Origin of the sequence: Lysinibacillus sp. PWR01, assembly GCF_043359455.1 — a bacterium.
In the GTDB taxonomy this organism is placed as follows: Bacteria; Bacillota; Bacilli; order Bacillales_A; family Planococcaceae; genus Lysinibacillus; species Lysinibacillus fusiformis_F.
Map to the genome: position 1 here is coordinate 1 of NZ_JBHERJ010000087.1, position 25,560 is coordinate 25,560.

At 37.1% G+C, this 25,560-nt stretch carries 22 protein-coding genes; 6 read left to right on the plus strand and 16 right to left on the minus strand.

Annotated elements, in window-relative coordinates:
• Nucleotides 1-270 precede the first annotated feature (270 nt).
• Nucleotides 271-591, minus strand: a complete 321-nt coding sequence (locus ACEVFT_RS19275; RefSeq protein ID WP_016992449.1) for a winged helix-turn-helix transcriptional regulator — start codon at nucleotides 589-591, stop codon at nucleotides 271-273.
• 156 nt (nucleotides 592-747) lie between these two features.
• On the opposite strand from ACEVFT_RS19275, the gene ACEVFT_RS19280 reads away from it, so the two are divergent.
• On the plus strand, nucleotides 748-1,140 hold the full coding sequence (locus tag ACEVFT_RS19280) for a DoxX family protein (RefSeq protein ID WP_205441540.1): 393 nt from the start codon (nucleotides 748-750) through the stop codon (nucleotides 1,138-1,140).
• 66 nt (nucleotides 1,141-1,206) lie between these two features.
• Here the strand turns inward: ACEVFT_RS19280 and ACEVFT_RS19285 are convergent, their stop codons facing one another.
• The 3 genes from ACEVFT_RS19285 to ACEVFT_RS19295 form a co-directional block, all read right to left on the minus strand.
• Nucleotides 1,207-2,073, minus strand: a complete 867-nt coding sequence (locus tag ACEVFT_RS19285) for an NAD(P)-dependent oxidoreductase (protein ID WP_393951027.1) — start codon at nucleotides 2,071-2,073, stop codon at nucleotides 1,207-1,209.
• Nucleotides 2,074-2,371: 298 nt separating this feature from the next.
• Nucleotides 2,372-2,548 carry an aspartyl-phosphate phosphatase Spo0E family protein gene (locus ACEVFT_RS19290; RefSeq protein ID WP_004224595.1) on the minus strand — a complete coding sequence of 59 codons (177 nt, stop codon included), beginning with the start codon at nucleotides 2,546-2,548 and terminating at the stop codon, nucleotides 2,372-2,374.
• A 92-nt stretch (nucleotides 2,549-2,640) separates the two neighbouring features.
• Nucleotides 2,641-2,829, minus strand: a complete 189-nt coding sequence (locus ACEVFT_RS19295) for a hypothetical protein (protein WP_205441536.1) — start codon at nucleotides 2,827-2,829, stop codon at nucleotides 2,641-2,643.
• 123 nt (nucleotides 2,830-2,952) lie between these two features.
• Between ACEVFT_RS19295 and ACEVFT_RS19300 the strand changes: the two genes are divergently transcribed.
• The 3 genes from ACEVFT_RS19300 to ACEVFT_RS19310 all read left to right on the plus strand — a co-directional run bounded on the left by ACEVFT_RS19300 (nucleotide 2,953) and on the right by ACEVFT_RS19310 (nucleotide 4,595).
• Nucleotides 2,953-3,141: a YkvS family protein gene (locus tag ACEVFT_RS19300; protein WP_004224583.1), complete on the plus strand. Its 189-nt coding sequence runs from the start codon at nucleotides 2,953-2,955 to the stop codon at nucleotides 3,139-3,141.
• A 79-nt stretch (nucleotides 3,142-3,220) separates the two neighbouring features.
• Nucleotides 3,221-3,838, plus strand: a complete 618-nt coding sequence (locus tag ACEVFT_RS19305; RefSeq protein WP_205441534.1) for a CPBP family intramembrane glutamic endopeptidase — start codon at nucleotides 3,221-3,223, stop codon at nucleotides 3,836-3,838.
• A gap of 61 nt (nucleotides 3,839-3,899) precedes the next feature.
• Nucleotides 3,900-4,595 carry a hypothetical protein gene (locus ACEVFT_RS19310; protein ID WP_393951028.1) on the plus strand — a complete coding sequence of 232 codons (696 nt, stop codon included), beginning with the start codon at nucleotides 3,900-3,902 and terminating at the stop codon, nucleotides 4,593-4,595.
• An 83-nt stretch (nucleotides 4,596-4,678) separates the two neighbouring features.
• On the opposite strand, the gene ACEVFT_RS19315 is transcribed toward ACEVFT_RS19310, so the two are convergent.
• Together ACEVFT_RS19315 and ACEVFT_RS19320 are read right to left on the minus strand one after the other, a co-directional pair.
• A complete protein-coding gene (locus ACEVFT_RS19315; RefSeq protein ID WP_205441522.1) occupies nucleotides 4,679-5,125 on the minus strand; it encodes a MarR family winged helix-turn-helix transcriptional regulator in 447 nt (148 codons plus the stop codon).
• A 122-nt stretch (nucleotides 5,126-5,247) separates the two neighbouring features.
• Nucleotides 5,248-6,615: an ATP-binding protein gene (locus tag ACEVFT_RS19320; RefSeq protein WP_393951029.1), complete on the minus strand. Its 1,368-nt coding sequence runs from the start codon at nucleotides 6,613-6,615 to the stop codon at nucleotides 5,248-5,250.
• 310 nt (nucleotides 6,616-6,925) lie between these two features.
• Here ACEVFT_RS19320 and ACEVFT_RS19325 point away from each other — a divergent pair, with 310 nt between their 5' ends.
• Nucleotides 6,926-8,665 (plus strand): B12-binding domain-containing radical SAM protein, encoded by a 1,740-nt coding sequence (locus tag ACEVFT_RS19325; protein WP_393951030.1) that lies wholly within the window; start codon nucleotides 6,926-6,928, stop codon nucleotides 8,663-8,665.
• A 340-nt stretch (nucleotides 8,666-9,005) separates the two neighbouring features.
• Here the strand turns inward: ACEVFT_RS19325 and ACEVFT_RS19330 are convergent, their stop codons facing one another.
• From ACEVFT_RS19330 to ACEVFT_RS19360, 7 genes are all read right to left on the minus strand, one after another.
• Nucleotides 9,006-10,361, minus strand: coding sequence for a TrkH family potassium uptake protein (locus tag ACEVFT_RS19330; RefSeq protein ID WP_205441516.1), 1,356 nt, complete (start codon nucleotides 10,359-10,361; stop codon nucleotides 9,006-9,008).
• Nucleotides 10,362-10,472: 111 nt separating this feature from the next.
• Nucleotides 10,473-11,228, minus strand: coding sequence for a TerC family protein (locus ACEVFT_RS19335; RefSeq protein ID WP_205441514.1), 756 nt, complete (start codon nucleotides 11,226-11,228; stop codon nucleotides 10,473-10,475).
• A 326-nt stretch (nucleotides 11,229-11,554) separates the two neighbouring features.
• Nucleotides 11,555-12,640: an SDR family oxidoreductase gene (locus ACEVFT_RS19340; protein ID WP_393951031.1), complete on the minus strand. Its 1,086-nt coding sequence runs from the start codon at nucleotides 12,638-12,640 to the stop codon at nucleotides 11,555-11,557.
• 19 nt (nucleotides 12,641-12,659) lie between these two features.
• The gene (locus ACEVFT_RS19345) at nucleotides 12,660-15,713 is read right to left on the minus strand and encodes an efflux RND transporter permease subunit (protein WP_393951032.1); all 3,054 of its coding nucleotides are present in this window, start codon (nucleotides 15,711-15,713) and stop codon (nucleotides 12,660-12,662) included.
• 204 nt (nucleotides 15,714-15,917) lie between these two features.
• Nucleotides 15,918-17,495 carry a peptide chain release factor 3 gene (locus ACEVFT_RS19350; protein WP_205441508.1) on the minus strand — a complete coding sequence of 526 codons (1,578 nt, stop codon included), beginning with the start codon at nucleotides 17,493-17,495 and terminating at the stop codon, nucleotides 15,918-15,920.
• Nucleotides 17,496-17,630: 135 nt separating this feature from the next.
• Nucleotides 17,631-19,097: a UDP-N-acetylmuramoyl-L-alanyl-D-glutamate--2,6-diaminopimelate ligase gene (locus ACEVFT_RS19355; protein WP_393951033.1), complete on the minus strand. Its 1,467-nt coding sequence runs from the start codon at nucleotides 19,095-19,097 to the stop codon at nucleotides 17,631-17,633.
• A gap of 317 nt (nucleotides 19,098-19,414) precedes the next feature.
• On the minus strand, nucleotides 19,415-20,803 hold the full coding sequence (locus ACEVFT_RS19360) for an aldehyde dehydrogenase (RefSeq protein WP_393951034.1): 1,389 nt from the start codon (nucleotides 20,801-20,803) through the stop codon (nucleotides 19,415-19,417).
• Nucleotides 20,804-21,012: 209 nt separating this feature from the next.
• Here ACEVFT_RS19360 and ACEVFT_RS19365 point away from each other — a divergent pair, with 209 nt between their 5' ends.
• Nucleotides 21,013-21,168, plus strand: coding sequence for a hypothetical protein (locus ACEVFT_RS19365; protein ID WP_205441502.1), 156 nt, complete (start codon nucleotides 21,013-21,015; stop codon nucleotides 21,166-21,168).
• A 46-nt stretch (nucleotides 21,169-21,214) separates the two neighbouring features.
• Here ACEVFT_RS19365 and ssuE read toward each other — a convergent pair whose 3' ends face one another.
• From ssuE to ACEVFT_RS19380, 3 genes are all read right to left on the minus strand, one after another.
• Nucleotides 21,215-21,748 carry an NADPH-dependent FMN reductase gene (gene ssuE, locus ACEVFT_RS19370; RefSeq protein WP_342442562.1) on the minus strand — a complete coding sequence of 178 codons (534 nt, stop codon included), beginning with the start codon at nucleotides 21,746-21,748 and terminating at the stop codon, nucleotides 21,215-21,217.
• Between the two features lie 166 nt (nucleotides 21,749-21,914).
• Nucleotides 21,915-23,252, minus strand: a complete 1,338-nt coding sequence (gene lpdA / locus ACEVFT_RS19375) for a dihydrolipoyl dehydrogenase (protein ID WP_393951035.1) — start codon at nucleotides 23,250-23,252, stop codon at nucleotides 21,915-21,917.
• Between the two features lie 144 nt (nucleotides 23,253-23,396).
• Nucleotides 23,397-25,478, minus strand: a complete 2,082-nt coding sequence (locus ACEVFT_RS19380) for a catalase (protein WP_205441496.1) — start codon at nucleotides 25,476-25,478, stop codon at nucleotides 23,397-23,399.
• Between the last annotated feature and the right edge of the window lie 82 nt (nucleotides 25,479-25,560).

The following is a 25,560-nucleotide window of genomic DNA, read 5'->3' on the forward strand; positions in this document are numbered from 1 at the left end:
TGACACCCCCCTCCATAAAGAGGAGTGAACACCTTCACATTATTTGAAAACCTTTGCTAAAAAAATTACATTTTGCGGGGGTGAAGCGGAAGGCTACTTGACTCCCGTGGGATAGCGAGATAGGTGAGCCCCTGTATGGAGATTTATTGGGGTCAGTTCACAGTAGCTTGCAACGGAAATCCATTTTCACCTTTCACAAAAATTCTAATGATTGTTTGTTTTTCAACACGATAAAAAGGTATTCAAGCCCCTCGCTTGAATACCTTTTTCTCATTCTATATCTATCGTCACCCATTCAGAGGACCATTGTTCAATCGCTTTTAGCACAGGTGCAATAGCATAACCTTTTTCCGTAAGTTCATACTCAATGACGACTGGTGTGGATGGAATTACTGTACGTAGCACAATTTGCTCAGTCTCTAACTCCTTTAAACGTTCTGTTAATACACGACTACTAATATTCAGCTGATTTTTAATGGTTGAGTACCTTTGTGGACCATCCAGTAGCTGATAAATAAGTAGGGTATTCCACCGATGATTTAATATCATGAGTGCTTTTTCAAAACGTGGACAAATATTTTTTTGATCCAAATGACTAACCCCCTTTTGTAATTAGTTCCTATTTAACAGTATATCACTTTTTTTAAAAAACCTGTTCTAAAAAAACATTAAGTTACTTGACAAAAGTTATTTTTAAAAATAAACTAAGTTACGAATTGTAAGTATAAGAAAAGGAGTTACTCTATTATGCAAAATATTGGTTCAACTATTTTACGTGTAGTTCTAGGCATTATTTTTGCCGTGCATGGTTTTCAAAAATTCCAAGGCGGTATCAGCTATACAGCTGACTTCTTTGATAGTCTAGGTATACCAGGATTTATGGCGTATATCGTGGCGATTATTGAATTAGTCGGTGGAATTGCTATTATTTTAGGTTTAGCAACAAGAATTTTTGGTGCTTTACTAACCATTACAATGATCGTGGCTATCTTTACAGCAAAGCTTAGTATCGGCTTTATCGGAGCTGATGGATTGGCTGGTTATGAATTAGATTTAGCTTTAGGAGCCATCGCTCTTTACTTTGCTTTAGCAGGAGCATCTAGCTTCTCCTTAGATTCTCAACTTTTTGGTAAAGAGTAAATAAAAAACCCGAAGTCTCCCATTTATAAGGGGGCTTCAGGTTTCTATCCATAATTGAATCGCTAACTATTTATAAAACTTTAAGAGTGCTTGTGTACCATTATCACCATAGCCTTCTGCGATTAATTTCTCATACATTTCATAGGCTAACGCTAGTCCAGGTAATGTGATGCCCATTCTGTTTGACTCATCTAAAGCTATTTTCATATCCTTTACAAAATGTTTAATATAAAAGCCTGGTGTAAAATCTTCTTTCATCATGCGTGGGGCCAAATTACTTAAAGACCATGACCCTGCTGCACCTGACGATATCGATTGTAATACGGTAGGTAAATCCAATCCTGCTTTTAGTCCATAAGCTAATGATTCACACACCCCAATCATACCAGAAGCAATGACAATTTGATTGCACATTTTTGTATGCTGCCCTGTACCTGCTTCACCTTGATAAACTATATTTCCTCCAAATTGCTTCATAATTGGCAATACCTTGTCATATGTATCCTGATCGCCACCAATCATAATAGACAAAGTGCCATTTTGTGCACCAATATCGCCACCAGAAACAGGGGCATCTAAAGCCTCAACACCGATTGATTGAGCATGCTTATAAATTTTAATTGCTAAGGATGGCTCTGAAGTTGTCATATCAATGACAATGTTGCCTTGTTCAGCTGTTTGGAAAAGGCCATTTTCCCCAAAATATACTTCCTCTACATCTGAAGGATAGCCTACCATTGTAAAGGCAATTTCATGATTTCTAAATGCTTCCGCAGGCGAGCTTGCCCATGACGCCCCTAAAGCAACAAGAGGCTCTGCTTTTTCTTTCGTACGCGTATAGACGGTTACTTCATGACCATTTTTTAATAAATGCTTAATGATACTAGCACCCATTACACCAGTTCCAATAAATGCAATACGTTTCTTTGTCATATGTACATGCTCCTTTGTTTTAGAATGTATGCACTCTCAGTGAGAGTTCAACTCTATATCTTTTCAGTTTAGGTGAATGAATGAAATAATTCAAACTCTTCCCACAACTTGTACTAAAATTTATATGTAAGGCATATATACCGAATAAGCAAAAAAAAGAGAGCAAGTGATTGGGGGATCACTGCTCTAAAGGGGGAAATGAGAATGTTGCTGTGTTCATAGTAAGTTATTCCCCATTGAAATGCATTTTAAACATATATGTTAAAATGTTTTTACTCTGAATACTGGAACAATCTTTTTAGTCTTCTTGGTCTTTTTCTTCTTCAAATGCCATCTGTCTATAATAAGTATTCATTAACTGATCTAATCTGCGACTCAGTTGAATGGTTTTTGCATTTTGCAACCCGTTTTCTACACCTGAGCGAATCATCATCTCACGAGTTTGTTCCATTTGTTTCAAGAGTAGATTGACCATTCATACAACCCTCCACACACAAATAATCATACCATTATTATACATTTATATTTCATTTCTTACAGCATTAACTTACGACAATGTTCGACAAATTAACTTCTTGGAATTTCAGTATAAGTATAGATAATCCGTCCATTTTGCTTGGCCTCACCTCTGAAATGTTTAAATAATGGATGCCTTACAAGTATTTCGCGAAATTCGTAAAATTCTTCCTTTTGAATTTCAATACTTTCTCTTTCCCCATTTTGTAATTGTTTAAGCATATTTTCGTATTTTTCCATTTACTTTATTCCTCTCTTTTCATTATTTGTGTAATAAATTATGAATTATTTAAAAAAAGCTTTACGTTTACCAATTTTTCATGCAAACTGTATATTATTAGTCGATGAAGGAGCTGACTGTCTGTGAAAATAGCTGAAGTTGGAAATATTATCGAGTTTAAAAATGGTCTCCAAGGTATTGTAGAAAAGGTAAATGAAAATTCGGTGATTGTTAATTTAACATATATGGAGAATTTTGATTCCCTAGAAATTGAAGAGAAAACGGTCGTCAATCATAAACGTTATAAAATTTTATATACTAATGAAGCTTAATAGTCTGAATAGTCCCTTTTTGTCTTAATAGATGATAAGGGACTATTTTTTTGATAAGATTAAGGTATGGAGGTCGAATATGCTAACAAATTCGAAACAAACAATACTATTTCTCCTTTCTTTATTATTCGTTTATGGCATGCTTGCTTTTACCTTTGCTAACCAAGCGGTATTTTGGTACATGTATGCATTCACTTTACTAGTATGTATTGCCATTGCCATCTTAGCTGGCTCCATTGAAGATCAATTACCTACATGGCAATTTTTACTCTTTGGTATTGGATACGGTACCATCACATATGGTATTATTCGCTTCGGTTACTGGCTCGCTCCATATATTAATAATAACTTAGTACAATCCGTTCAAAAATTTTTAGCAAGCTATGGACCACAAAATATTTGGCACTATGTTTTACTCGTATTTATCGTTGCCATAGGTGAAGAATTATTTTGGCGTGGTTATATCCAACAGCAGTTAAAACGCTTTATGCGCCCAACGTTGGCTGTCATAGTTACCGCAGTATTATGTGCTATATCAATTGCCCTAAGCGGATTCATGCTTGGTGTCATTGCCGCACTTGTAACAAGCATTATTTGGGGCTTCTTATATGAATGGCGTAAAAGTATGCCACTTGTTATTGTAGCTCATGTCGTTTTTGTACTATTATTATTTTTAGTGTTGCCTTTAACATCATAACATTAAAATTTGGAAACATTTTATCTTTACTGACGTTTAATTTAGAAAAGGAGGGTTTTTTATGCAAAAAAAATTAGTTTCTATTCTTGCATTATTACTAGCAGCCGTATTAGTTGTAGGTTGTAATACATCTGATAAAACAGGGGATTCAGATGCTCAACAAAATGAGCCATCTAATACTGGTGCCGATCAAAAACCATCTGGAGATGATACAGCAGGTGAATCAAATGAGGAAGAAGAAGAAGATACTCCTGCATCAAATGATACAAATACAGAGGATACTTCTAAACAGCCACAACAGGATGTGAAATACGTCCAAAATGGTGTAGATAAAACAGAAAAGGCAACTGAATCAGCAAGTGTTAATCAAAGCTATAAACTACAACAGCTTCCTGGTTTTACACTGACACAAGAAGAGCCTGGTAAAGACATGTTAGTGTCAAATAATGATGATGAAGTGTTTATGCGTATTGAGACGATTGAAGCTTCACAATCGAGCTTTGAAGAAGTAAAAACAACTATGCAAGATTATATGAATGCTGTGGGTGATACAGTAGCATTAACTGCTGATGAATTAGCTGCATTCAAAGATGTTCAAAATATCGAGGGTTATGTTGTAGACTACGATACTGAGAAAGTAATTGGGGTTGTTCTTGAAAAAGATGGTCTCATTACAAAATTAACAATTCATGATAATGATGAACAAGATTTAACAGATGCTATGCTTAATATGGCAGCAACTATATCTAAAAAATAATAAAATACTTAGGACGATAGACCATGTCTATCGTCCTTCCCTTTCTACAAAAAAAGTTGTCTCAAATCAATGAGACAACTTTTTTAATAAGATAAATCCTTTATAGAAAGGCCTATTTTCTTCAACAACGTAATAGCTTGTTCTTTTTCTTCTGGTGATAGCACACTCATTAATTCATGCAAATGCTGTTCGTGTTTTGGGAACAGCTCTCCCATAAATGCTTCACCTTCTGGGGTGATTTCTGCATACGTAACACGACGATCAGCAGGACAAGATACTCGTAATAAGTAACCTCTCTTCTCCAGCTTGTCAATGACATACGTAATAGACCCACTGGCTAACAAAATTTTATTGCCAATTTGCTGTAATGGCTGTCTTCCTTTATGATAGAGAAGCTCTAGAACAGCAAATTCAGTTGGGTTTAAACCATTATCCTGAAATAATTGATGTGTTGTCTCATTAATTGATTTTAGTGCACGTGATAATACAATATATAATTTTAAAGATTGTTTTAGATCTTCTGACGGCATATTCTTTTCCTCTCACTTCGCTCTTTATACATGACATTATAGCGACATTAGAAAAGCATTGTCAAAAGCAATATACGATTTAGAAGGTTTTGTTGCTCATTATGCAACCATTTTTACTCTCTTTATGTTACTAAATAAGCAGAATCTTTTGTGGATACTTCCATTGTATCCATCTGATTAAATGTGTAAATTGGAAACTGCAGATGGAAGCATGTCCCCTTCTGTAATTCGCTACTAACGCCTATTACACCTTCATGCTCTTCAATCACCTTTTTCACGAAAGCAAGGCCCAGTCCTGTCCCTGTTGATTTTGTCGTGTAAAAAGGCTGGAATAGGTTTTGAAGTGTCGTGCTGTCCATGCCAACACCTTCATCTTTTATCATAAGTTCGACAATCGCACAGTCATTTGTTGCCATTTCGACGGTAATCGTACCGCCATTATTCATGGATTCCATTGCATTTTTGATCAGGTTCATCAGCACTTGCTTTAATCGATTCTCGTTGCCGCCAATATATACTTGATTAGAAGTAGAAATATACTGAATCATAATATTTTTCATAAGTGCATCTGGTAGCATAAACTCAATGACTTGCTTTACAATATGATCCAGTTCTAATAATTCCACTTTCATCGTTGTTGGCTTGGACAATACTAAAAGTTCGGATAAGATTTGTTCCATCCGTTGAAGCTCACTGTCAATAACAGAGAGATACATGCGTGATTCATCATCAGCATTCAACTTTAGTAATTCCGTAAAACCTTTTAAAGAAGTTAATGGGTTACGAATTTCATGCGCAATACTCGCAGCCATCTGTCCAACAACATTTAATGCTTGCTGATGCTCGACTTTATGCTGAAGTTGCTTTTTTTCTGTTTCATCATTAATAACAGTGACAATAATATTATTGTATTCATCGAAAATACTGGAAATTTCATAATAGCAAGTTCTGCTCACTTGTGTTTCATCGACTACATGAATGCTTGCATGTTTTTCACCCATTAGTTTAGATAGGTAGGATGTAATTTGTCCTTTTTTCAATGTAAATGAATCGAATATATGTTGATGCGCTTTATGAAGGAGCTGCGAATTTTCAACTTTCAGAAACATTTCTGCATATTTATTAAGCCCAAGAATAATACCGCTAGCGTCACTAACAATGACAGCATAAGGTAAGTAATCATAGGCATTAAAAGATTGCGCTCTCTCATGTGCTTGACTAACATATAATTTATGAGCAACATCATCATTTAATGTTGAAATTTGCGCAACGATTTCTTCTGTATTGGGATCGTAAAAACATTTGAAAGATAACATTTCGTAGTCATTTCCAACTGTGCGAATATTGAAAATTTCTTCTGAACGTAAATCATTTTGTAACTGTTTGACGAACTTAGTCCATTTAAAATTAGATGGCTCGTCCATAGCTAAATAGCCAATATACGTTAAATTAAGATTAAAAAGTTTGATAGCAGCCTCATTGACGTTCAAAATTTTCCCTGCTTTATTGAGTATAAGTGTTGGTGACGAAGTACTTTTCATAAGATTTCCAAAACATTGATTAATATCATTTTGCTTCAACTTTCTCACCGAACCTTTCAAAAGAGTAAAAAACCTCTAAATCGAATTTTGAGTCTTTACTATACTTTATGACCGCACGATTCTATTATTACAAAATTTAGTAAATTTAAGTATTTTAAATTATTTCACGAACCGTTCACAAAATAAATAGGTAAAATGAATTATATTGTATGTCAGATACTTGACTGCTACAATAGGATGTTGAAAGGAAGATTATTGCATGAATACTATTTTAACTACTTTAAATGCAAAGTATATTCACACAAATTTAGCATTGCGCTATTTAAAAGGCGCAGCTTTACCGGAGTTTAACCCAATTATAGCAGAGTATACTATTAAAGATCCTGCTTTTAATATTGTATCAGATTTATTCCAAAAAAAACCTGATATTGTTGGATTTAGTTGCTATATTTGGAACATCGAAGAAACGATTCACGTTATTAAAATGTTAAAAACGGTCTGTCCAAATGTTAAAATTTTGCTCGGGGGGCCTGAGGTTTCTTATGATTCTCACCATTGGTTACGTCGAATACCTGAGGTAGACTTCATTGTGATGGGTGAAGGAGAAACTTCATTTAAACAATTACTGCGCTACTTCCATGGTGAAATTTTACTGGAAGATGTTCCTGGTATTTGTTATTTGGAGGGCGAGAAAGTCAAGATTCACGCTATGCCACCTAAAATTGATTTGCGTGAATTACCAAGTCCTTTTCGTTTCGAGGAGGATCTTCCCTATCTAGGTAAACGAATTCAATATATTGAAACAAGTCGAGGCTGCCCATTTAGCTGCCAATTTTGTTTATCTTCTATTGAAGTGGGCGTCCGATACTTCAACCGTGAAAAAATAAAAGAGGATATTCGTTTCTTAATGGATAACGGAGCTCGAACAATTAAATTCGTGGATCGTACCTTCAATATCAGCCGTAGCTATGCTATGGAAATGTTCCAATTTTTAATTGATGAACACAAACCTGGCGTTGTGTTCCAATTTGAAATCACGGCCGATATTATGCGTCCTGAAGTAATTCAATTCTTAAATGACAATGCACCAAAAGGTTTGTTCCGTTTCGAAATAGGTGTTCAATCGACGAACGATTTAACAAATACTCTTGTGAAACGTCGTCAAAACTTTGAAAAACTAAAGCGAACAGTAACAATGGTGAAAGATGGCGGAAAAATAGATCAACATTTAGATTTAATTGCTGGATTGCCAGAGGAAGATTATGCAAGCTTCCGTCAAACATTTAATGATGTTTTTGCAATGCGGCCAGAGGAATTGCAGCTTGGATTTTTAAAGCTTTTACGCGGTACTGGTCTTCGTTTAGAAGCTGAAAAGTTTGGCTATACCTATGTGGATCTATCTCCTTACGAAATCTTTTCAAATAATGTTCTAACATTTGATGATATCGTTCGCATTAAACATGCTGAGGATGTTCTTGAGAAGTATTGGAATGATCACCGTATGGATCATACGATTGAATACTTAGTGACAGAGGTCTTTGATACACCATTTGATTTCTTCCAGAATTTTGGGACGTATTGGGAAACAAAAGGCTGGTCTCGTATTGGCTATCAGCTGGAAGATTTATTCCGCCGTTTATTAATGTTTTTAGAAACTATTGAAAATGTGAATTTAAACATTGTCCAGAGTTTAATGCAGCTTGATTATTTAATGGCTCAGCAGTTCCAACCACGGAAGCTATGGTGGAATGAACGTCCAACAGAAGACCAACAAAAGGCCCTTTACCATGCCTTACGAGAAAATCCAGCTATCGCTGGTGAGGAATTTGCTAACTTTAAGTTATCTGAAAAAGAGTTGTTTAAGCATACCTTGATCATCCCCCACTCTCTTGACTATCAAGATTTCATAAATGGCAAAATTGTACCAAAAAATGGCTATCTGTTAACCTATTTCCGTCATGGTCAAGCGCCCTATTTTGCAACAATCTACTCTAAATAATAAGAAAAGCTAGTCCTGTAATAATTATCAGGACTAGCTTTTTTTCTTACTTAAAACATTCTTAAATCCTCAAAGTAACAATAAAGACTGTAAAATTTGTTCTTTCTCCATATCATTCGTTCCGTTAGTTAAGTATTCATAGCTAGCCCTATCAATATAGGCTAAATTACTTAAACAAAAACTGTTAAAACTTTGTAAAAATACCCAAAAAATGAATTGTTCAATCAGGAAAAATAATTTTAAATTTTTTGAATATTTTATGACAACTTCATGTTTTTATACTTTTTATGGAGTATACGATGGGATGATTACCTATTAAGCATCATATACTCCTTAAGATTTACCCTATAATTACTCTTTCTTTTGGATAGTGGAAGCCTGATTTTTTACCTCTTCCTCCACCCCCAAGTGTGTAAAGGAATGAAATTAATCCAACTCGACCAATAAACATTAAAATAATGATAATGATTTTACCAATCACTGATAAATCGGATGTTATTCCTAACGACATCCCACATGTACCGAACGCTGATGTGATTTCAAAAATAATCTGAATAAGGGATGCTTGTGGCTCTGTTATAAGCAAGATAAGGGTTGCAACTAACACCATGAAAAAGGCTAATAAAATAACGACAAATGACCTGAAAACATCAATTAAATGAATTTCTCGACCAAATACTTGAATATCCTCTCTTCCCCTAGCAAAGGTAATTAAGAATAAAATGGCCAAGGCAAAAGTTGTGGTACGAATCCCTCCACCAACTGAACTTGGTGAAGAACCGATGAACATCAGGAAGCTCATAAATATATCGGTTGCTTCGCTAAATGTCGTGACATCATAAGTTGTCAATCCAGCTGATCTTGTTGATACAGAATGGAACATCGCTGAAAATAGTGCTTCATGCCAAGACATTTCCTTAAAAGAATGGAAAGATTCAAGGAGTAAAATGACAAGCGCACCAACTATAAATAAAATGGCGTATGTTGAAGTAGTAATTTTAGTAAACAAACTAAAACGAAAATTCTCGCGTCGATTAAGTAAGAAAGTCTTCAATTCAATTAATACTGGAAAGCCGATAGCTCCTAATACGATCAGTACCATGGTAACCATTTGTACAAAATAATCATCATGGAATGGCAGTAAGCTCATTCCCGTAATATCGAAACCACCATTTGTTGTAGCAGAAATAGAAGCAAAAATTCCATGTAAAAAGGCTTCTTCTAATGTATCAAAGTAATTGGTAAAATGTAGCGTTAAAATAATCGTACCTGCTAATTCAATGCCAAATAAAATTTTTAAAATTTCGCGTATTAATTTAACAACACCAGAGACACTGTACTGGTTATGATCTATCATGATTAACTGGCGCTCACGCATGCCAATTTTTTTCCCAACTAGCAACCACACAAAGGTACCAAGTGACATAATACCAATGGCGCCTAACTGTAAAATAACAAGAATCATTATAAGCCCAAAGGTCGTATAAGTTTCCGAAATATTAATCGTCGTTAACCCCGTGACACTTACTGCACTGACTGCCGTAAACAAACTATCTAAAAAAGAAACTTTTACACCTTCTTGATGAACGCCTGGAAGCCGTAATAACAGGAAGGAAATCGCTATGGCTATAAAATAATAAGAAACAAGTACCTGAAATGGTGTGACTAGTTTATTTGATGATTTTTTCCAAGGCACTTTAACAACTCCTCCCACATATGATGCCCAACTAGATAGATTATAGTATAGAAAAAATACATAAAAAAAGAAAGAGGAATAGTGATAACTATTCCCCTAACGTTCATGTACTTATTTTTTATTTCGAACACCGACTAAATAACCTGCAAATGCAATACCTACTAGGACAATCCAGAAGGTTAACTCCCATGCAGTGGAATGTGGAAATTCCTTAGGTAATATCCCTACCTTTTCATGAGCCAATGTTAAGACAACCAGCTTCACACCTACCCAGCCAACGATTAGAAATGCCGCTGTTTCAAGTGAAGGATAATCATTTAATATTTTTACAAACCATTGTGCTGCAAAACGCATCATAATAACGCCGATAAATCCACCAAGGAGCATCACAATAAACTGCCCGCCATTGATACCGCCAATATCAAATCCGCCTAAGTGTGGCAAAGTTACAGCAATTGCAACGGCTGCAAGCATTGAATCAATAGCAAAAGCAATATCTGCCGCTTCTACCTTTAGGACGGTTAACCAGAAACCAGAACCCTTTTTTCCAGCTTTCTCAGTTTGTTCTTCTTCTTCATCCTTATGTTTACGCAAATCATATATATTTTTCGCAGACATAAACAATAGATAAGCAGCACCGACCGCTTGTATTTGCCAATAATTTACCAATACCGTAATAACAAACAGCGCGGAGAATCGGAAAATCAGTGCCCCAAATAGTCCATAAAATAACGCCTTTTTTTGCTGCTCTTGTGGTAAATGCTTGACCATAACAGCCATTACTACCGCGTTATCAGCTGCAAGTAATCCCTCTAATACAACTAGGACAATTAATACCCAGCCATATTGTAATAAAATTGCTTCCATTCTAGTGCCTCCTCTAAGCTCTATATACCCACTATGACCATTTCATCCAATTACAAAAAGAAAAAAACCCCTGCCCTAATTCAGGCAAAGGTCTCGCTAAGTAAATTCATACCCTATTTCTTTAAGGTACATTAATCTACACGTCATACGTATAGAGCCATTCACTATCACACCCGATGGTAAGTACCATGTCTTGACGAATGTGAAACCAGGTAAAGTTAATTGCCTGTTAGCTACTCCCCTTTGACAAATTGTCGAAGGTATCTTCTTTCAAATATTATAGCACTATCATTTACAGCTGACAAAAATATCTATATGTTTTTTCTTTACTTAATCTGAATTTGATAGCTCTTATCTTCTTTATGTGCTAAATAAAACTCAATCATTCTTGGCATCGTCTGTATAAAATCGGGGCATGTAATACCGCCCTTTTGTAAAATATGATGTGCTTCAGTCGTATCAAATGTGGCATTCCATGTTAAATAATCTAATGTTTCTTGTTCGACACCTAATTTTTTTCGAATAAACGGAAGCTGTAATGATAGTTTCGCCAATATAAATGGTAAACGTCCTTTTGGATAAGAGTTCGTAACTAGTTTCACCATTGTACGGTATACTTCCTGTACAGGGTGAGGATTTGGATCAGTTAAATGAAGTGTCTTCCCTTCTGCACCCTGCTCGTTTACCAGAAAAGTAGAGGCATTTAAAATATAGTCGACTGGCACTACATTAATCGTCGATGTAGATTGACCAATATACGGAATAAAAGGTAAACCCTTTAAACGTTCCACTAAGTTTAAAAAGAAATAAGGGCCATCAAATTTAATGGTTTCACCCGTTTCGGAATGCCCCCGCACAATTCCAGGTCTAATAATCGTCAGTGGCAATTCTGATTTTAAATCCTCTACTCGAAGCTCAGCCTCATATTTTGTTTCCTCATAGTAATTTTTAAATGTTTTAGGTCGGATTAATTCATTTTCACGTAGTAGTCCCTCTCGTGCACCTGCTACATAGGCAGTACTAAAATACATATAGCGTTGTAAATTTGGTAAGGTGCGGACAAAATCATTCACCATTGTTGTCCCATGAACATTTACTTTCCACGCAATATCACGTGGCACAGCTAAATCATAGATAGCGGCTAAATGCCAAAGCACTTCGATTTGCGGTACAATTTCTTTGAGGGTTTGATTGTCTAACCCCAGATTTGGTAGTGTAATATCGCCCTCCACGATACGAATCGAACAGTCAGGAAACTCCTCTATCAGTTTGTTTTTTTCCTTTTGTGCCTTGATGATTTCACCTGTCAACACGATCGCAATCACTTGTTGTGTCTGTTTCTTTTGGAATAATGCTCGAATTAGTTGACTCGAAATGAAACCAGGAAAACCAGTAAAAAAATGAACCTTCATCTTTCTTTCCCCCTTGAATCTAGCGCATCTTTCTTGTTTCTTTATCCATTAAGCTGTAGATAATCGGTACAATATACAGCGTTAGTAATGTTGAAGTCACAAGCCCTCCGATTACAGCAATCCCCATCGGTTGGTTCATCTCTGTTCCTTCTCCAATGCCAAGTGCGAGTGGTAATAGCCCTAAAATAGTCGTTAACGCTGTCATTAGAATCGGACGTAGACGATCTTGGCTAGCGAGTAATATTGCCTCATAAGCTGGCATACCCATTGCCTTTTGCTGATTAATATAATCGACAAGTACGATGCCGTTATTCACGACAATTCCAACAAGCACTAAAATACCAATAACAGAGGTCACACCAATTAAAGTATGTGTTGCGAACATAGCGATCGCCACACCAATGATCATTAATGGGACAGTAAACATGATAACAAACGGATACTTAAATGACTCAAATTGAGCCGCCATCACAATATAAACAAGCACGATTGCTAGCATCACTGCTAATAGCATATCATCGATTGCACTATCATAAAGCTCTCGATCCCCACTGAACACAACTTGAGTGGTAGGTGGCAAATTGACTTGTTCTAAGGCTTTATCTACTTTTGCAGAAATTCCTCCCAACGATTCCTTTGTTTCATAATCTACAAAAAAGGCCACTGCTGCTGCTTGATCAGAACGACGAATGGATACGGGACCCTCTTTTATAGATACAGTAGCCACTTCCTCTAATTTTACAAATAAGCCTGCTGGCGAACGAAGCTGCATAGCTTTTAGCGCATCTATACTAGTATTAAATGTCTGTCCATAGCCTGTATAAACGGGTAATACTGCGCCGTCCTCAGTAATTAATTGGGACGTTAATTGACCTTTTGTCATTTGATTCACGGTTTGAGCGATTTGTGCTGGAACAAAACCGTAGTCTTTTGCTTTTTCTCGATTAACCTCAATTTGAATCTCTTGAACAGTATTATCTAAATCTGTAGAGACATTTGTGACTTGCTGAATCGCTAGAAGTTCCTGCTGCACTTTCTTAACAGTCTGCTGTAGCCTTTGTTCATCGGAGTCTGTTAAGCGGAATGTTAAGGTGTGTGGTGACGAGCCTGTAGCTGTTGATACATTAAAAGTAATTTCTCCTTGCTCTCCAAGCTCTCCCTGTATATCTTGTTCTAGCTCTTCCACAAATTCGAAAATGGAACGTTGCCTTTCTGCTAATGGCACAAGTTTTACATACATTTCAGCTTGGTTGGCGCTAGTTTGTCCACGTGCCTGAGATTGTTGTGTACCGCCAATTAAACTAACATAAACATCCACATCTTTTTCCTGTTTCAAACGTTCCTCAATTTGCTTAACAATCTTTTCTGTTTCCGATACAGCAACACCTTTTTCAAGATTGACACTTATAGAAGTGAAGCCCTCATCGGTAGGCGGTAAAAACTCAGTACCTATTCGAGTCAGCCCAAATAAAGATAGACTAAAGCAAACTACTGTGAAAATTAGTATGAGCATTCGATGCTTTAATACCCAGACAATTGAATTTTTGTAATGCCCATAAAATTTGGACTTACTGCGTTCTACATAAAAATTACTGTTTTTCATTTTTAAAAGTCGACTTGCTAGCATCGGCACGACCGTCAACGCCACTACTAGAGATGCAATTAAGCTGAACGAGATTGTTAAGGCGAACTCTGTAAAAATTTGACCAATCAATCCTTCGATGAACATGACAGGAATGAATACTGCTATTGTTGTTAAAGTGGAGGCTGTAATCGCAAGGGCTACTTCCTTTGTTCCTTCCTTTGCTGCAGTAATGGGGTCCTTTTCTAATCCTAAGTGTCTTTCTATATTCTCAATAACGACTATGGCATTATCCACAAGCATACCAATCCCGAGTGCTAAAGCTCCTAATGTCATAATATTGAGGGAAAAATTCGCAAAAAACATCAACACAAATGTCACAATAACCGAATAAGGAATGGCAACACCAATGATGATCGGACTCTTTACACTACGTAAAAAAACAAATAGGATGAACATCGCAAATAATCCACCTAATAGTAAGGAAGAGCCGATGTTGTTAATTGCTAAATCTACATAATTACCTTGATCAACAAGAATATCTGCTGTGATTCCTTTATACTGTTCTTTTTTTAGTAATGCCTCTAAGGCCTTCTGAAACTCCTTCGAAACCTCTGCCGTATTTGCACCAGATTCCTGTAAAACAGACATAAGGACTGCTGGATGCTCATTAGCACGTGTTGTTGTAAGAGATTGTTGTTCTGTCCTCTCGACGGTTGCAAGATCACCAACGGTTAGCGATTCGCCCGTTAAAGGGTTCACCGAAACAATTAAATCGGCTATGCTTTCAGGTGATGATAATGTACTCACAATACGTGTTGATAGCATTTTGCCATCATCTGTTGAAACAGGCTCACCAGGAAGCGACACATTATTCGCTTGAACTATTTGCATCACATCTGTTTGTGTCAAGCCTTTTTCAACTAACTTTGCTTCATCTAATGTTATTTGAATCTCTTCAATCAATTTGCCAGAAACATTCACACTGGCAACACCTTCTGTCCGTAGCAGCTCTTTCTCTAAGTGCTCAGCTAATAAACGTACATCTACTTGATTATTTTCCGCACGTAAAGACAGCTGAATAATGGGAAATTGAGACGGATCGAACTTTAGAAAACTAGGCTTGCCAGCATCATGAGGCAGTGGGGTCATATCAATTCGCTGTAAAATATCAAGTTGGACCACTTCCATATTAGTGGACCAGTTGAACTCAAGCACAATTAAATTGGAGCCTTCTTGTGAGGTTGATTGGATTTTCTTGATGCCAGGTAAGGTGGCAAGTGTAGCCTCTAATGGCTTCGTTATCTTCTCATTTACCTCCGTCGGGTTTGCCCCAGGATATGAGGTGACAACCACACCAATAGGAGGATTTAATTCTGGAATTAACGTAATCGGTATTTTTAATAATGAGACACCACCTAGTATGATGACAAAAAGCATAGTAACAATCGTAAAGACGGGTCTTTTAATGGAAAAATGACTAATATTCATATAAAAACAAACTCCTTTTTCTACCTCTTCCTTTCTATGATAGCCGAAAAGGAGATTATTTTATAAATAAGCTAGGCTCCCTTTAGCAAAATACTATCCTTAAAAGAAACTTACATTTCCTAATAATGTATATATTCTACAAACAGTGTCAATTTTCCTTGCAAAAAAACACGAATCGCAAAATTGTCGATTCGTGTTTCATGATTATAGAAGGCTATAAAGTTTAATGTTTTCGTTTTTATCGGCAAACCATCGCATAGCAAACTCATTTTCAAATAGGAAAACAAGATTGTCAAAACGGTCTTTCACGAGCATGGAGCGACCTGAGGACATAGACTCTTTAACATCCTCTTCATTTTCAATCCAACGTGCGATTTTGGAACCAATTGGCTCCATTCTTACTTCCACATTGTATTCATTTTTCATACGATGCTCAAATACTTCAAATTGTAATTGACCAACTGCTCCAAGGATAACCTCTTCTGTATGCAGCGTTTTATAGTATTGAATGGCACCCTCTTGTACTAATTGTAAAATCCCTTTATGGAATTGCTTTGATTTCATAACGTTCTTCGCTGTTACACGTACGAATAATTCTGGTGTAAACTGTGGTAATTTTTCAAATTGGAATGTTTTCTTGCCACCTACAACAGTGTCTCCAATTTGGTATGTTCCTGTATCATATAAACCAATAATATCTCCGGCAACTGCTTCATCTACTGTTTCACGATCATCTGCAAGGAACTGTGTAGATTGCGTAACTTTAAAGGATTTCCCAGTACGAGATAATGTCATATTCATCCCACGTTCAAATTTACCAGAAACAATACGTACAAAGGCAATACGGTCACGGTGGGCAGGATTCATATTGGCCTGAATTTTGAAAATAAAACCTGAAAACTCATTATGCTCCACAGGATCAATGAACTGCTCATCTTCAGTAATTCTAGGCTGAGGTGTCGGTGCAAATTGTAAGTATGTTTCAAGGAAGGTTTGAACACCAAAGTTCGTTAATGCTGAACCAAAGAATACAGGTGTTAATTCCCCACGACGAATTTTTTCCTCAGAATACGCATTCCCAGCTTCATCTAGAAGGAGAATATCGTCCATTGCTTGTGAATAATAAGAAGTCACTTTCATTGGATGCTCCACAGCAAGCTCTCCATTGTCATCTATTGGTAAGAAACGTTCAGCTTCATCTGTACGGAATTGTTCAATGCGTTTATTATAACGATCATAAATACCAAGGAACTCTTTACCCATACCGATTGGCCAGTTCATTGGATATGCGTTGATACCTAGTACCTCTTCAAGCTCTTCAATCAACTCAAGTGGTTCTTTCCCTTGACGGTCTAACTTATTAATAAATGTAAAAATTGGAATACCACGCATTTTACAAACCTTAAATAGCTTTAAAGTCTGAGCCTCGATCCCTTTGGCAGCATCCACTACCATGACAGCACTATCTACAGCCATTAATGTACGATATGTGTCTTCTGAGAAATCTTGGTGACCAGGGGTATCCAAAATATTCACACGAGAGCCGCTATAATCGAATTGCATGACGGATGAAGTAACCGAAATCCCACGTTGTTTTTCGATCTCCATCCAGTCTGATGTTGCAAACTTACCTGTTTTTTTCCCTTTGACTGTACCTGCATCACGAATGGCACCACCAAAAAGTAAAAGCTTTTCTGTAATCGTCGTTTTCCCAGCATCAGGGTGACTGATAATGGCAAAAGTACGACGCGATAGTATATCTTTTTCTAAATTTGAATTCATTTCGTCATTCTCCTTTTTTCATACTTAATAATAATAAAAGAAGACTTGCCTTTCGTACAACCTTTTTACATGAAATCTCCAAAAAGAAAACCCTCTAGTTACAACTAAAAGGGTTTCCTAATAACTTAGCTTTCATCATACGAATTTTAATCGGCCAGCTTCTATCGCAATTTCTGCATCACTATGTGGGAATTTTGTATTTTCGATAATTTGATAATCCTCATGCCCTTTACCAGCAAAAATAATCATGTCACCGGGTTCAGCAATTTCAATAGCATGGCGCACTGCTTCTGCACGATCCCCAATACAAGCATAATGGTCATGAAGCATACCTTTGGCAAGATCGCCTGTAATACTAGCATAGTCTTCATAGCGTGGGTCATCTGTTGTCAAAATGACATATTCCGCAGCTGACGCTTTCTCAGCCATGGCAGGACGCTTCGATTTATCTCGATTACCCCCTGTTCCAACTAAGAAAATCAGCTTGCCCTTTTTATAAGGTTGTGCAGCTTCAATCGCCTTTTCAATAGCATCTGGCGTATGCGCATAATCAATAAAAATTTGTACAGGTAGATCTGAACATACTTTCTCCATACGACCTTTAACTGGTGGTAGTTGCTCAATTTGCTCAATAATGGACTCCATTGAATAGCCACGACCATAAAACGCAATCATGGCTGCCAATACATTATAAATGTTAAATTCCCCAAGTAAATTCATTTTTACGCGATAAATTCCTTCGGGCATTTCCACGTCAAAAGATGTCATATAATCGTGATACTCACAGTTAATGGCACGGAAATCAGCCTTTTCATTTTTTAAACCATATGTCCACACTGGAAATGGTGTCATGGCGGCATACCGCTCTGACCAAGCATCGTCAGCATTCAACACAACAAATTTATTTTTTTCTAAATCTTGTCCAAGTTGGGAGAATAATAAGCCTTTTGCATGGCCGTATTCCTCCATCGTACCATGGAAATCAAGGTGATCATGCGTTAGATTCGTAAAAATAGCGATATCATAATCAACACCTGCTAAACGCCCAAGTGCTAACCCATGTGATGAAACTTCCATTGTCATTAAACGACAGCCTTCCATTTTTGCTCGGAAAATCATTTGTTGTGTCGATAACGCATCACTCGTTGTATTGGCTGATTCATATAAAATACCATTTAAATTAAAGCCAATTGTGCCGGATAAGGCCGATTTTTCGCCCATACCATGCATAATATTTTGAATAATTCCTGTTACGGATGTTTTACCATTCGTTCCAGTTACACCAATCATCGTTATGTCCTTAGAAGGATAATCAAAGAACTTTGCAGCTAGTAAACCTACTGCGCGATCTGTATCTTGCACAATCACTTGTGCAATCGTTTCTCCTAGCGGTAATTCACGCTCCGTTACAACAATTGTTGCGCCGCCATCTACAGCCTTTTGCGCATAATCATGCCCATCTACTGTATAACCTTTGATACAAACAAACATGCTATTTGGTTGCACACTTCTTGAATCTACTACGATATCGCTAACCTGATCTGGCAGCACGCCAATTATTTTTTTCAAAGGTAATGCGCTTAACAATTCCTCTGCATACATTTCATAGTCCTCCAATCAATCTCTACACTCATATCATCACCCTTAACAATCGACAAAAAACGACAATATGAATTCCCCCACATTCTATTGAACTTATTTTACTACTTATTTCATGATAAATAAAATGCCTCTGTTGTGTTTTTTCAACGAAAACGCTTTCATTTGAACAAAAAATCATGTTTTCTTCAAATTTTCATTTATAATCACCAATCGGCATTTTTCGACATAACGAGAAAGGTTTATTTAGAGAACAATCTTCTATGCATATGAGACTTATTCTTAAAATGGAGGCATCATAAGATACCCCCATTGTTAGGCTATTTCATAATTGAACGCACAATTTTCACTTTTTGTTTATATGGTGGGAACAGCACATTTGTCTCCAGTTTGGAAGATTTTTTTAAAATAGATTTGGGGTGTGTAAAGTTTTCAAAGCTCGCTTTGCCATGGTATGCTTTCACGCCAGATGGACCTACACCACCGAATGGTAAATGTAAATTCCCAACATGTGTGATGGTATCATTAATACAGCCTCCACCAAATGGTAATTCTTCTAAAAAGTATTGCATTGCTTTTTCATGTTCTGAGAAGAAATATGCCGCTAAAGGCTTCGGTAATTGGCGAATTTGATGAAAGGCAAGTGGCAAATCATTATACATCATAACAGGTAAGATAGGACCAAACAGTTCTTCCTGCATCGAAGGACTTGTCCATTTTACGTATTCGACGATTGTAGGTTCAATATATAAATCATCTCGATCCATTCGTCCACCATATGTAATGGCATCACGTTCTTCCACGATTATTTGCTGTAAACGATCGAATTGTTTCAAATTCACAATACGACCGTAATCAGGGCTTTTCAAAGGATTTTTGCCGTAAAACGAACGAATCGTTTCTTTTAAAATTTTCATAAATCGGTCATAAACATCTTTGTGGACAAGTAAATAATCGGGGGCCACACATGTTTGTCCAGTATTTGTAAATTTACCCCATACAATACGCTTTGCCGCTACTTCTAGATTTGCTGTTTGATCGACAATCGCTGGACTTTTCCCACCAAGCTCTAAAGCAACTGGTGTCAAACGTTCTGCAGCAGCTTTTGCTACTTCTTTACCAACGGCTACACTACCTGTAAAAAAGATGTAATCGAAGGAAGCATGAATAAGTGCCGTAACCTCTTCCTTTTCACCTTCAACAACACGTACGTAGGAAGAGGGGAACGTTTCCTCAATGATTTTTTTCACAATGGATGCTGTGTGTACAGATGTTTCTGACGGTTTGACGATTGCTGTGTTGCCTCCAACAATGGCACCAATTAGAGGCTCCATTACAAGTTGGAATGGATAATTAAAAGGCCCAATTATTAATGTAACTCCATACGGCTCACGTACAATGAAGCTCTTGCCCATTTGATATTGTATCGGCGTTTTGACTGCTTCTGGTTCCATCCATTCTTCCACATGCTTTACCATATATGAAATACTATCTAATACAATGCCAATTTCTGTCGCATATGCTTCAAATTCGCTTTTACGAAGGTCTAAGTGAAGCGCATTCAATATTTCTTTTTCATATTTCAAAATTGAAGTTTTTAATTTCTTTAATTGCTCTTTTCTAAATTTCACACTTTTTGTTGCGCGTGAAAAATAAAATTGACGTTGCGCTGTAATCATATTTTCCACATCTTGTGACGTAAAATTCATCAATAAAGCACCCCTTTTTTAAAATGGCATACATAGTTTTTTCATTTTGAAACAAACTATCTTTGTCTATACGATACAACATCGAGAGGCAAAAATCCTCTTTCTACATCGAGGGGGTGAAATGGCATATGTGAAAATGAAATGTTTTAGTTTTTTCATCTCGGGAAATATACAACTACATATTAAAACCGAAACGGGGGCGTAGATGAATGACAACAACAACAGGAACATGGTGGGAGTCCATTTTTTCTGGACCATTATCGCATGGAATTTGTGAAGAAAAAATAATGCTATTGCAAGATGAAGCTTTCTTATATCTCTCTACAATACCTGTGGAGAATGAAGAAAATCCAGAAGGAAATTAAAAAATAGCGCATTATAGGATGCCCCTATAAATGCGCTTTTATTATTTTAATTAACAATGAACACTTGCTGCAATTGTTCTAACTGTGCTTCAAGTCTGCTGATGGCCTCTTCCTCAATTGCAAAGCCACCCTCTTCCAAACGAATGATTTGTTTATCCACAATGTAAACAGAATTAGTAATGGATGTGGCTCCTAGTACAGCTAAAACTGGCTTTAGTGCATATTCCAATGCCAATAAATGGCTGATTGACCCTCCTACAGCTATAGGTAGTATAGCCTTATCGAGCAAGGCTTTTTGCGGTAGCAAATCCAAGTAAGTCTTCAAAATACCTGTATAGGATGCTTTATAAATAGGTGTAAGGATGACAATAAGATCTGCTTCCTTAATCTGTTCATTTTCAGATTGTATTTCCTTACTTGAAAAATTCGCCGTTAATAAATCAGTAGCTGGTAGTTCATGTACATAATTTGAGTGAACCTCTATTCCTTGTGTAATGAAATGATTTTCCACCTTTTCATGAATAGCCGTAACTCTTGAATTTTTTGAATTACTTCCATTAATAATGACTGCTTTTGTCATCTTACCCACTCCCTTTATCATTGTTATTAAAAAAGGCCCCTATTCTACAATTCGACGGATAACCGTTTTGTAAAATAGAAGCCTCTAGATGTCTAGTTAACTTAAATACCTAGTATTCTTATAAAATTAATTTAACATAAATTTCTTGAATGTCAACAGCTTTTTATCATTGGTGAATTGCTTTCCCAAAAACAGCTTTTGCCACATCACCAATATGCTCCGACACTGTCGGATGTGGAAAAATCATATGTGCAAGTGATTGAGCTGTACCACCAGCATTTTTTGTTGCTAATAGCGCATTAAGCATTTCTGTTGCACCATCCGCTACTACACAAGCACCTAAAATTTGACCATTATCCTTGGATGAAATTAGCTTCACAAAGCCTTCTGTATTCCCCTCCATTAATGCCTTTGGATTAGTCTGCAGTGGCATTTTTGTTACCGTATATGGCGTTTTGACCTGCTCTTCTAATAAACCAAATGTGGCAATTTCAGGATGTGTATAAACACATCGAGGGATGCACGATTGATCAATTGGTATTGGCTGGTTGCCCACAATATAATCAACAACGTAAATTCCCTCCGCACTGGCAGAATGCGCAAGTTGATAACCACCCACTAAGTCACCAATCGCATACATATTCGGCAGGCTTGTCTCAAAATGCTTATTGACTGCGATTAACCGACCATCAAAAGTTAATCCTAATTGCTCTGCAATTTCTGTATTCGGACGACGTCCAGTTGCAAATAAAAGGTTTTCATATGTATAAGAGCCTTTAGATGTATGAATGGTATTGCCTTCAAATTTTTCAAATTGGAAATCTGTCACAAGTTCAATACCAAGCTTCTTCATTTTTTCTCGAATCAGCGGTCTTGCTTCAGCCTCTTCCGTTTGTAAAATATCCTCGCTATGATTAAGCACTGTTACCTTAGTACCGAGGGGTGCTAAACTAAAGGCCATTTCAACTGCAATTACACCTCCCCCAATAATTGTTAACTGCGCTGGAAGCTCCTCTATATCAAAAAATGTGTCTGTCGTATAGTAGGTAGATGTCTCTAACCCTTCAAATGGTGGGACGAAGGGTTTACTGCCTGTGGCTAAAATAATATCTGTAGCCGTTATTGTCTCGTTCTCGATTGTAATTGTTAAATCCTTTGCGACTGAAGCTTCGCCACGATATAAAGTAACATGATTGCTGACAATATAATGCTCAATGTTTGTTAATAGTTCATGAATAATCGTATCTTTCCGCTGCATTAATCGAGGAAAATTAATTTCCACTTTGGGCACTTCTATTCCCCAGCTATTCCCCCGTTTTATTTCCTGCACAAGTTTACTATGCTCCAATAAAATCTTTGATGGTATGCAGCCAACATTATAGCAGGCGCCTCCCAATTTATCTCGTTCAATTAGCGCGACTGTTTTGCCATTCTTTGCTGCATGTATGGCTGCTACATAGCCACCTGGTCCCGCTCCAATTATAGCAATATCAAAATTTTCCATAATTTTCACCTCATGTACCACCATATCATTTGCAAATTTTGAATGCAATGACAGACATAGTAAAAGCCTCTCATTCAATGAAAGGCTTTTGACTTACATAGTATTTGCTTCTCTTTCGCGGGTATTCAACACTCATTGCTCTGTTTAATAAATATTTCGTTGCCAAAATCGTTGCTGGGCAATGGCAGCTACAAACTTTTTCGGGAAATCTTTGTTACCTGTCGCTAACACGATGCCTGGTCCTACATTGGCATTCGACATATTGAAGAAGGTTGTGCCAGTTGCAGCAAATCCTATGGGCTTAAAGTGACGATATGCTTCATTTATATAATTGACGATATAAGTATTGAATTTCGCCTGATTACTTGCTTTTACCCCAACAACATATAACGAGTCGAATAATACAGCATCGGTTGTAATAAATGTGTCAGTAGCCGTTAATTGCACACCATTATTCCCTGTCACAACACCTAGTCGATCAGAGATGATGCTGTAGCGTACACCTTGTCTTGTTAAATATTTCAATACTTCCCCGACTTCATTTGCATCAAAGCCATCACCAATTAAGACACCTACTTTCAGTGTATAAGGTAATTTAATGGTATTGGCTTGGCTCAGTGCAGGTGAGGAGGCTGTTACCTTGGACTGCTCTCCGCTAGGACGATTTACACCAACATTGTCTGCCACTGTTGTAGCCATTGCTTTATCTACATGGACAAACATATCCACTACTTGCTGACGAACTGATTTACTCTTCACTTTTCCTACTTCGAAGCTAAAGGCATCAATAATATGTTGTTTTTCAGGTGGGGACATGCTATTCCAAAAGAGCCTTGCTTGTGAAAAATGATCATCGAAGGATTTACTACGCGCTCTTGTGATTCGCCCCTCAACCTTTTCTTCATAATGAACATATCCTCCTTCTCTTGCAGTAGAAGTGGCTGGTGTATTATTGGCTAGTGAATTTTTATGATAGCTTACCCTACCTAAATTAATCGTCTGTCGGCTAAAGCCATTACGTTGATTGTTATGCACAGGGCAAATCGGACGATTAATAGGAATCTCTGCAAAATTTGGTCCCCCTAATCGAATCAACTGTGTATCTAAATAAGAAAAGAGTCGACCTTGTAGCAGTGGATCATTGGTAAAATCGATGCCTGGCACAACATTACCTGGATGGAACGCAACTTGCTCTGTTTCAGCAAAGACATTATCCACATTGCGATTTAAGGTCATCTTTCCAATCTTCTTCACTGGCACTAGTTCCTCTGGCCAAAGCTTTGTCGCATCTAAAATATCAAAATCAAATTTAAATTCATCCTCAGGTTCTAGTATTTGTATGCCTAACTCAAACTCTGGATAATCTCCAATTTCGATCGCTTCCCATAAATCTCGTCGCTGAAAATCTGGGTCCTTCCCAGCAATTATCTGGGCTTCATCCCAAACAAGAGAATGCACACCTAACACAGGCTTCCAATGGAATTTAACAAATCTTGATCTCCCCTTGTCATTGACGAAGCGGAACGTATGCACGCCAAAACCTTCCATCATACGAAAGCTTCGTGGAATGGCACGGTCAGACATCACCCACATTACCATATGTGCAATTTCCTGATTACTGGCTACAAAATCCCAAAAAGTATCGTGTGCGGAGGCAGCTTGTGGCATATCATTGTGTGGCTCAGGCTTTACAGCATGAATTAAATCGGGAAACTTAATGGCATCCTGAATAAAAAAAACAGGTATATTATTACCGACTAAATCATAATTTCCCTCATCCGTATAAAACTTCGTTGCAAACCCACGTACATCACGAGCTGTGTCCATTGACCCTAAGCTCCCTACCACTGTCGAAAATCTGACAAACACAGGTATTTTCTTTTTCGGATCCTGCAAAAATTTCGCTTTCGTATACTCTGCCATGGATTCATATAATTCAAACTCGCCATGTGCTGCAAAACCTCTGGCATGTACAACACGCTCTGGAATACGCTCATGATCAAAATGGGTAATTTTTTCTCTAAGATGAAAATCCTCCATAATTGTCGGCCCACGAACACCTGCCTTTAACGAATCTTCATCATTGGACACCCTTAGTCCCTGATTCGTTGTCATTTTCGTGCCCTCATTCTCGACACGAAACGGCTCAAGTTGATGATCCTTTGCGTTTCCTTCTACATTATTGGATTGATTTGACTTTGAGTTATCCACGCAATCCCCTTTCATACATGTACTGATTTCGCTCCATATACACTATATGTTTTTGAAAAAGAAACATGCCTTCATTTCGACAAAGCATTATGTAAAG

Coding starts and splice junctions, on each gene's coding strand:
- ACEVFT_RS19345 (WP_393951032.1), bottom strand. CDS start 15,713: ATGAATATTAGTCATTTTTCCATTAAAAGACCCGTCTTTACGATTGTT.
- ACEVFT_RS19380 (WP_205441496.1), bottom strand. CDS start 25,478: ATGAAAGGGGATTGCGTGGATAACTCAAAGTCAAATCAATCCAATAAT.
- ACEVFT_RS19340 (WP_393951031.1), bottom strand. CDS start 12,640: ATGAAGGTTCATTTTTTTACTGGTTTTCCTGGTTTCATTTCGAGTCAA.
- ACEVFT_RS19355 (WP_393951033.1), bottom strand. CDS start 19,097: ATGTATGCAGAGGAATTGTTAAGCGCATTACCTTTGAAAAAAATAATT.
- ACEVFT_RS19285 (WP_393951027.1), bottom strand. CDS start 2,073: ATGACAAAGAAACGTATTGCATTTATTGGAACTGGTGTAATGGGTGCT.
- ACEVFT_RS19290 (WP_004224595.1), bottom strand. CDS start 2,548: ATGGTCAATCTACTCTTGAAACAAATGGAACAAACTCGTGAGATGATG.
- ACEVFT_RS19365 (WP_205441502.1), top strand. CDS start 21,013: ATGACAACAACAACAGGAACATGGTGGGAGTCCATTTTTTCTGGACCA.
- ACEVFT_RS19325 (WP_393951030.1), top strand. CDS start 6,926: ATGAATACTATTTTAACTACTTTAAATGCAAAGTATATTCACACAAAT.
- ACEVFT_RS19360 (WP_393951034.1), bottom strand. CDS start 20,803: ATGAATTTTACGTCACAAGATGTGGAAAATATGATTACAGCGCAACGT.
- ACEVFT_RS19350 (WP_205441508.1), bottom strand. CDS start 17,495: ATGAATTCAAATTTAGAAAAAGATATACTATCGCGTCGTACTTTTGCC.
- ACEVFT_RS19310 (WP_393951028.1), top strand. CDS start 3,900: ATGCAAAAAAAATTAGTTTCTATTCTTGCATTATTACTAGCAGCCGTA.
- ACEVFT_RS19280 (WP_205441540.1), top strand. CDS start 748: ATGCAAAATATTGGTTCAACTATTTTACGTGTAGTTCTAGGCATTATT.
- ssuE (WP_342442562.1), bottom strand. CDS start 21,748: ATGACAAAAGCAGTCATTATTAATGGAAGTAATTCAAAAAATTCAAGA.
- ACEVFT_RS19315 (WP_205441522.1), bottom strand. CDS start 5,125: ATGCCGTCAGAAGATCTAAAACAATCTTTAAAATTATATATTGTATTA.
- lpdA (WP_393951035.1), bottom strand. CDS start 23,252: ATGGAAAATTTTGATATTGCTATAATTGGAGCGGGACCAGGTGGCTAT.
- ACEVFT_RS19305 (WP_205441534.1), top strand. CDS start 3,221: ATGCTAACAAATTCGAAACAAACAATACTATTTCTCCTTTCTTTATTA.
- ACEVFT_RS19295 (WP_205441536.1), bottom strand. CDS start 2,829: ATGGAAAAATACGAAAATATGCTTAAACAATTACAAAATGGGGAAAGA.
- ACEVFT_RS19335 (WP_205441514.1), bottom strand. CDS start 11,228: ATGGAAGCAATTTTATTACAATATGGCTGGGTATTAATTGTCCTAGTT.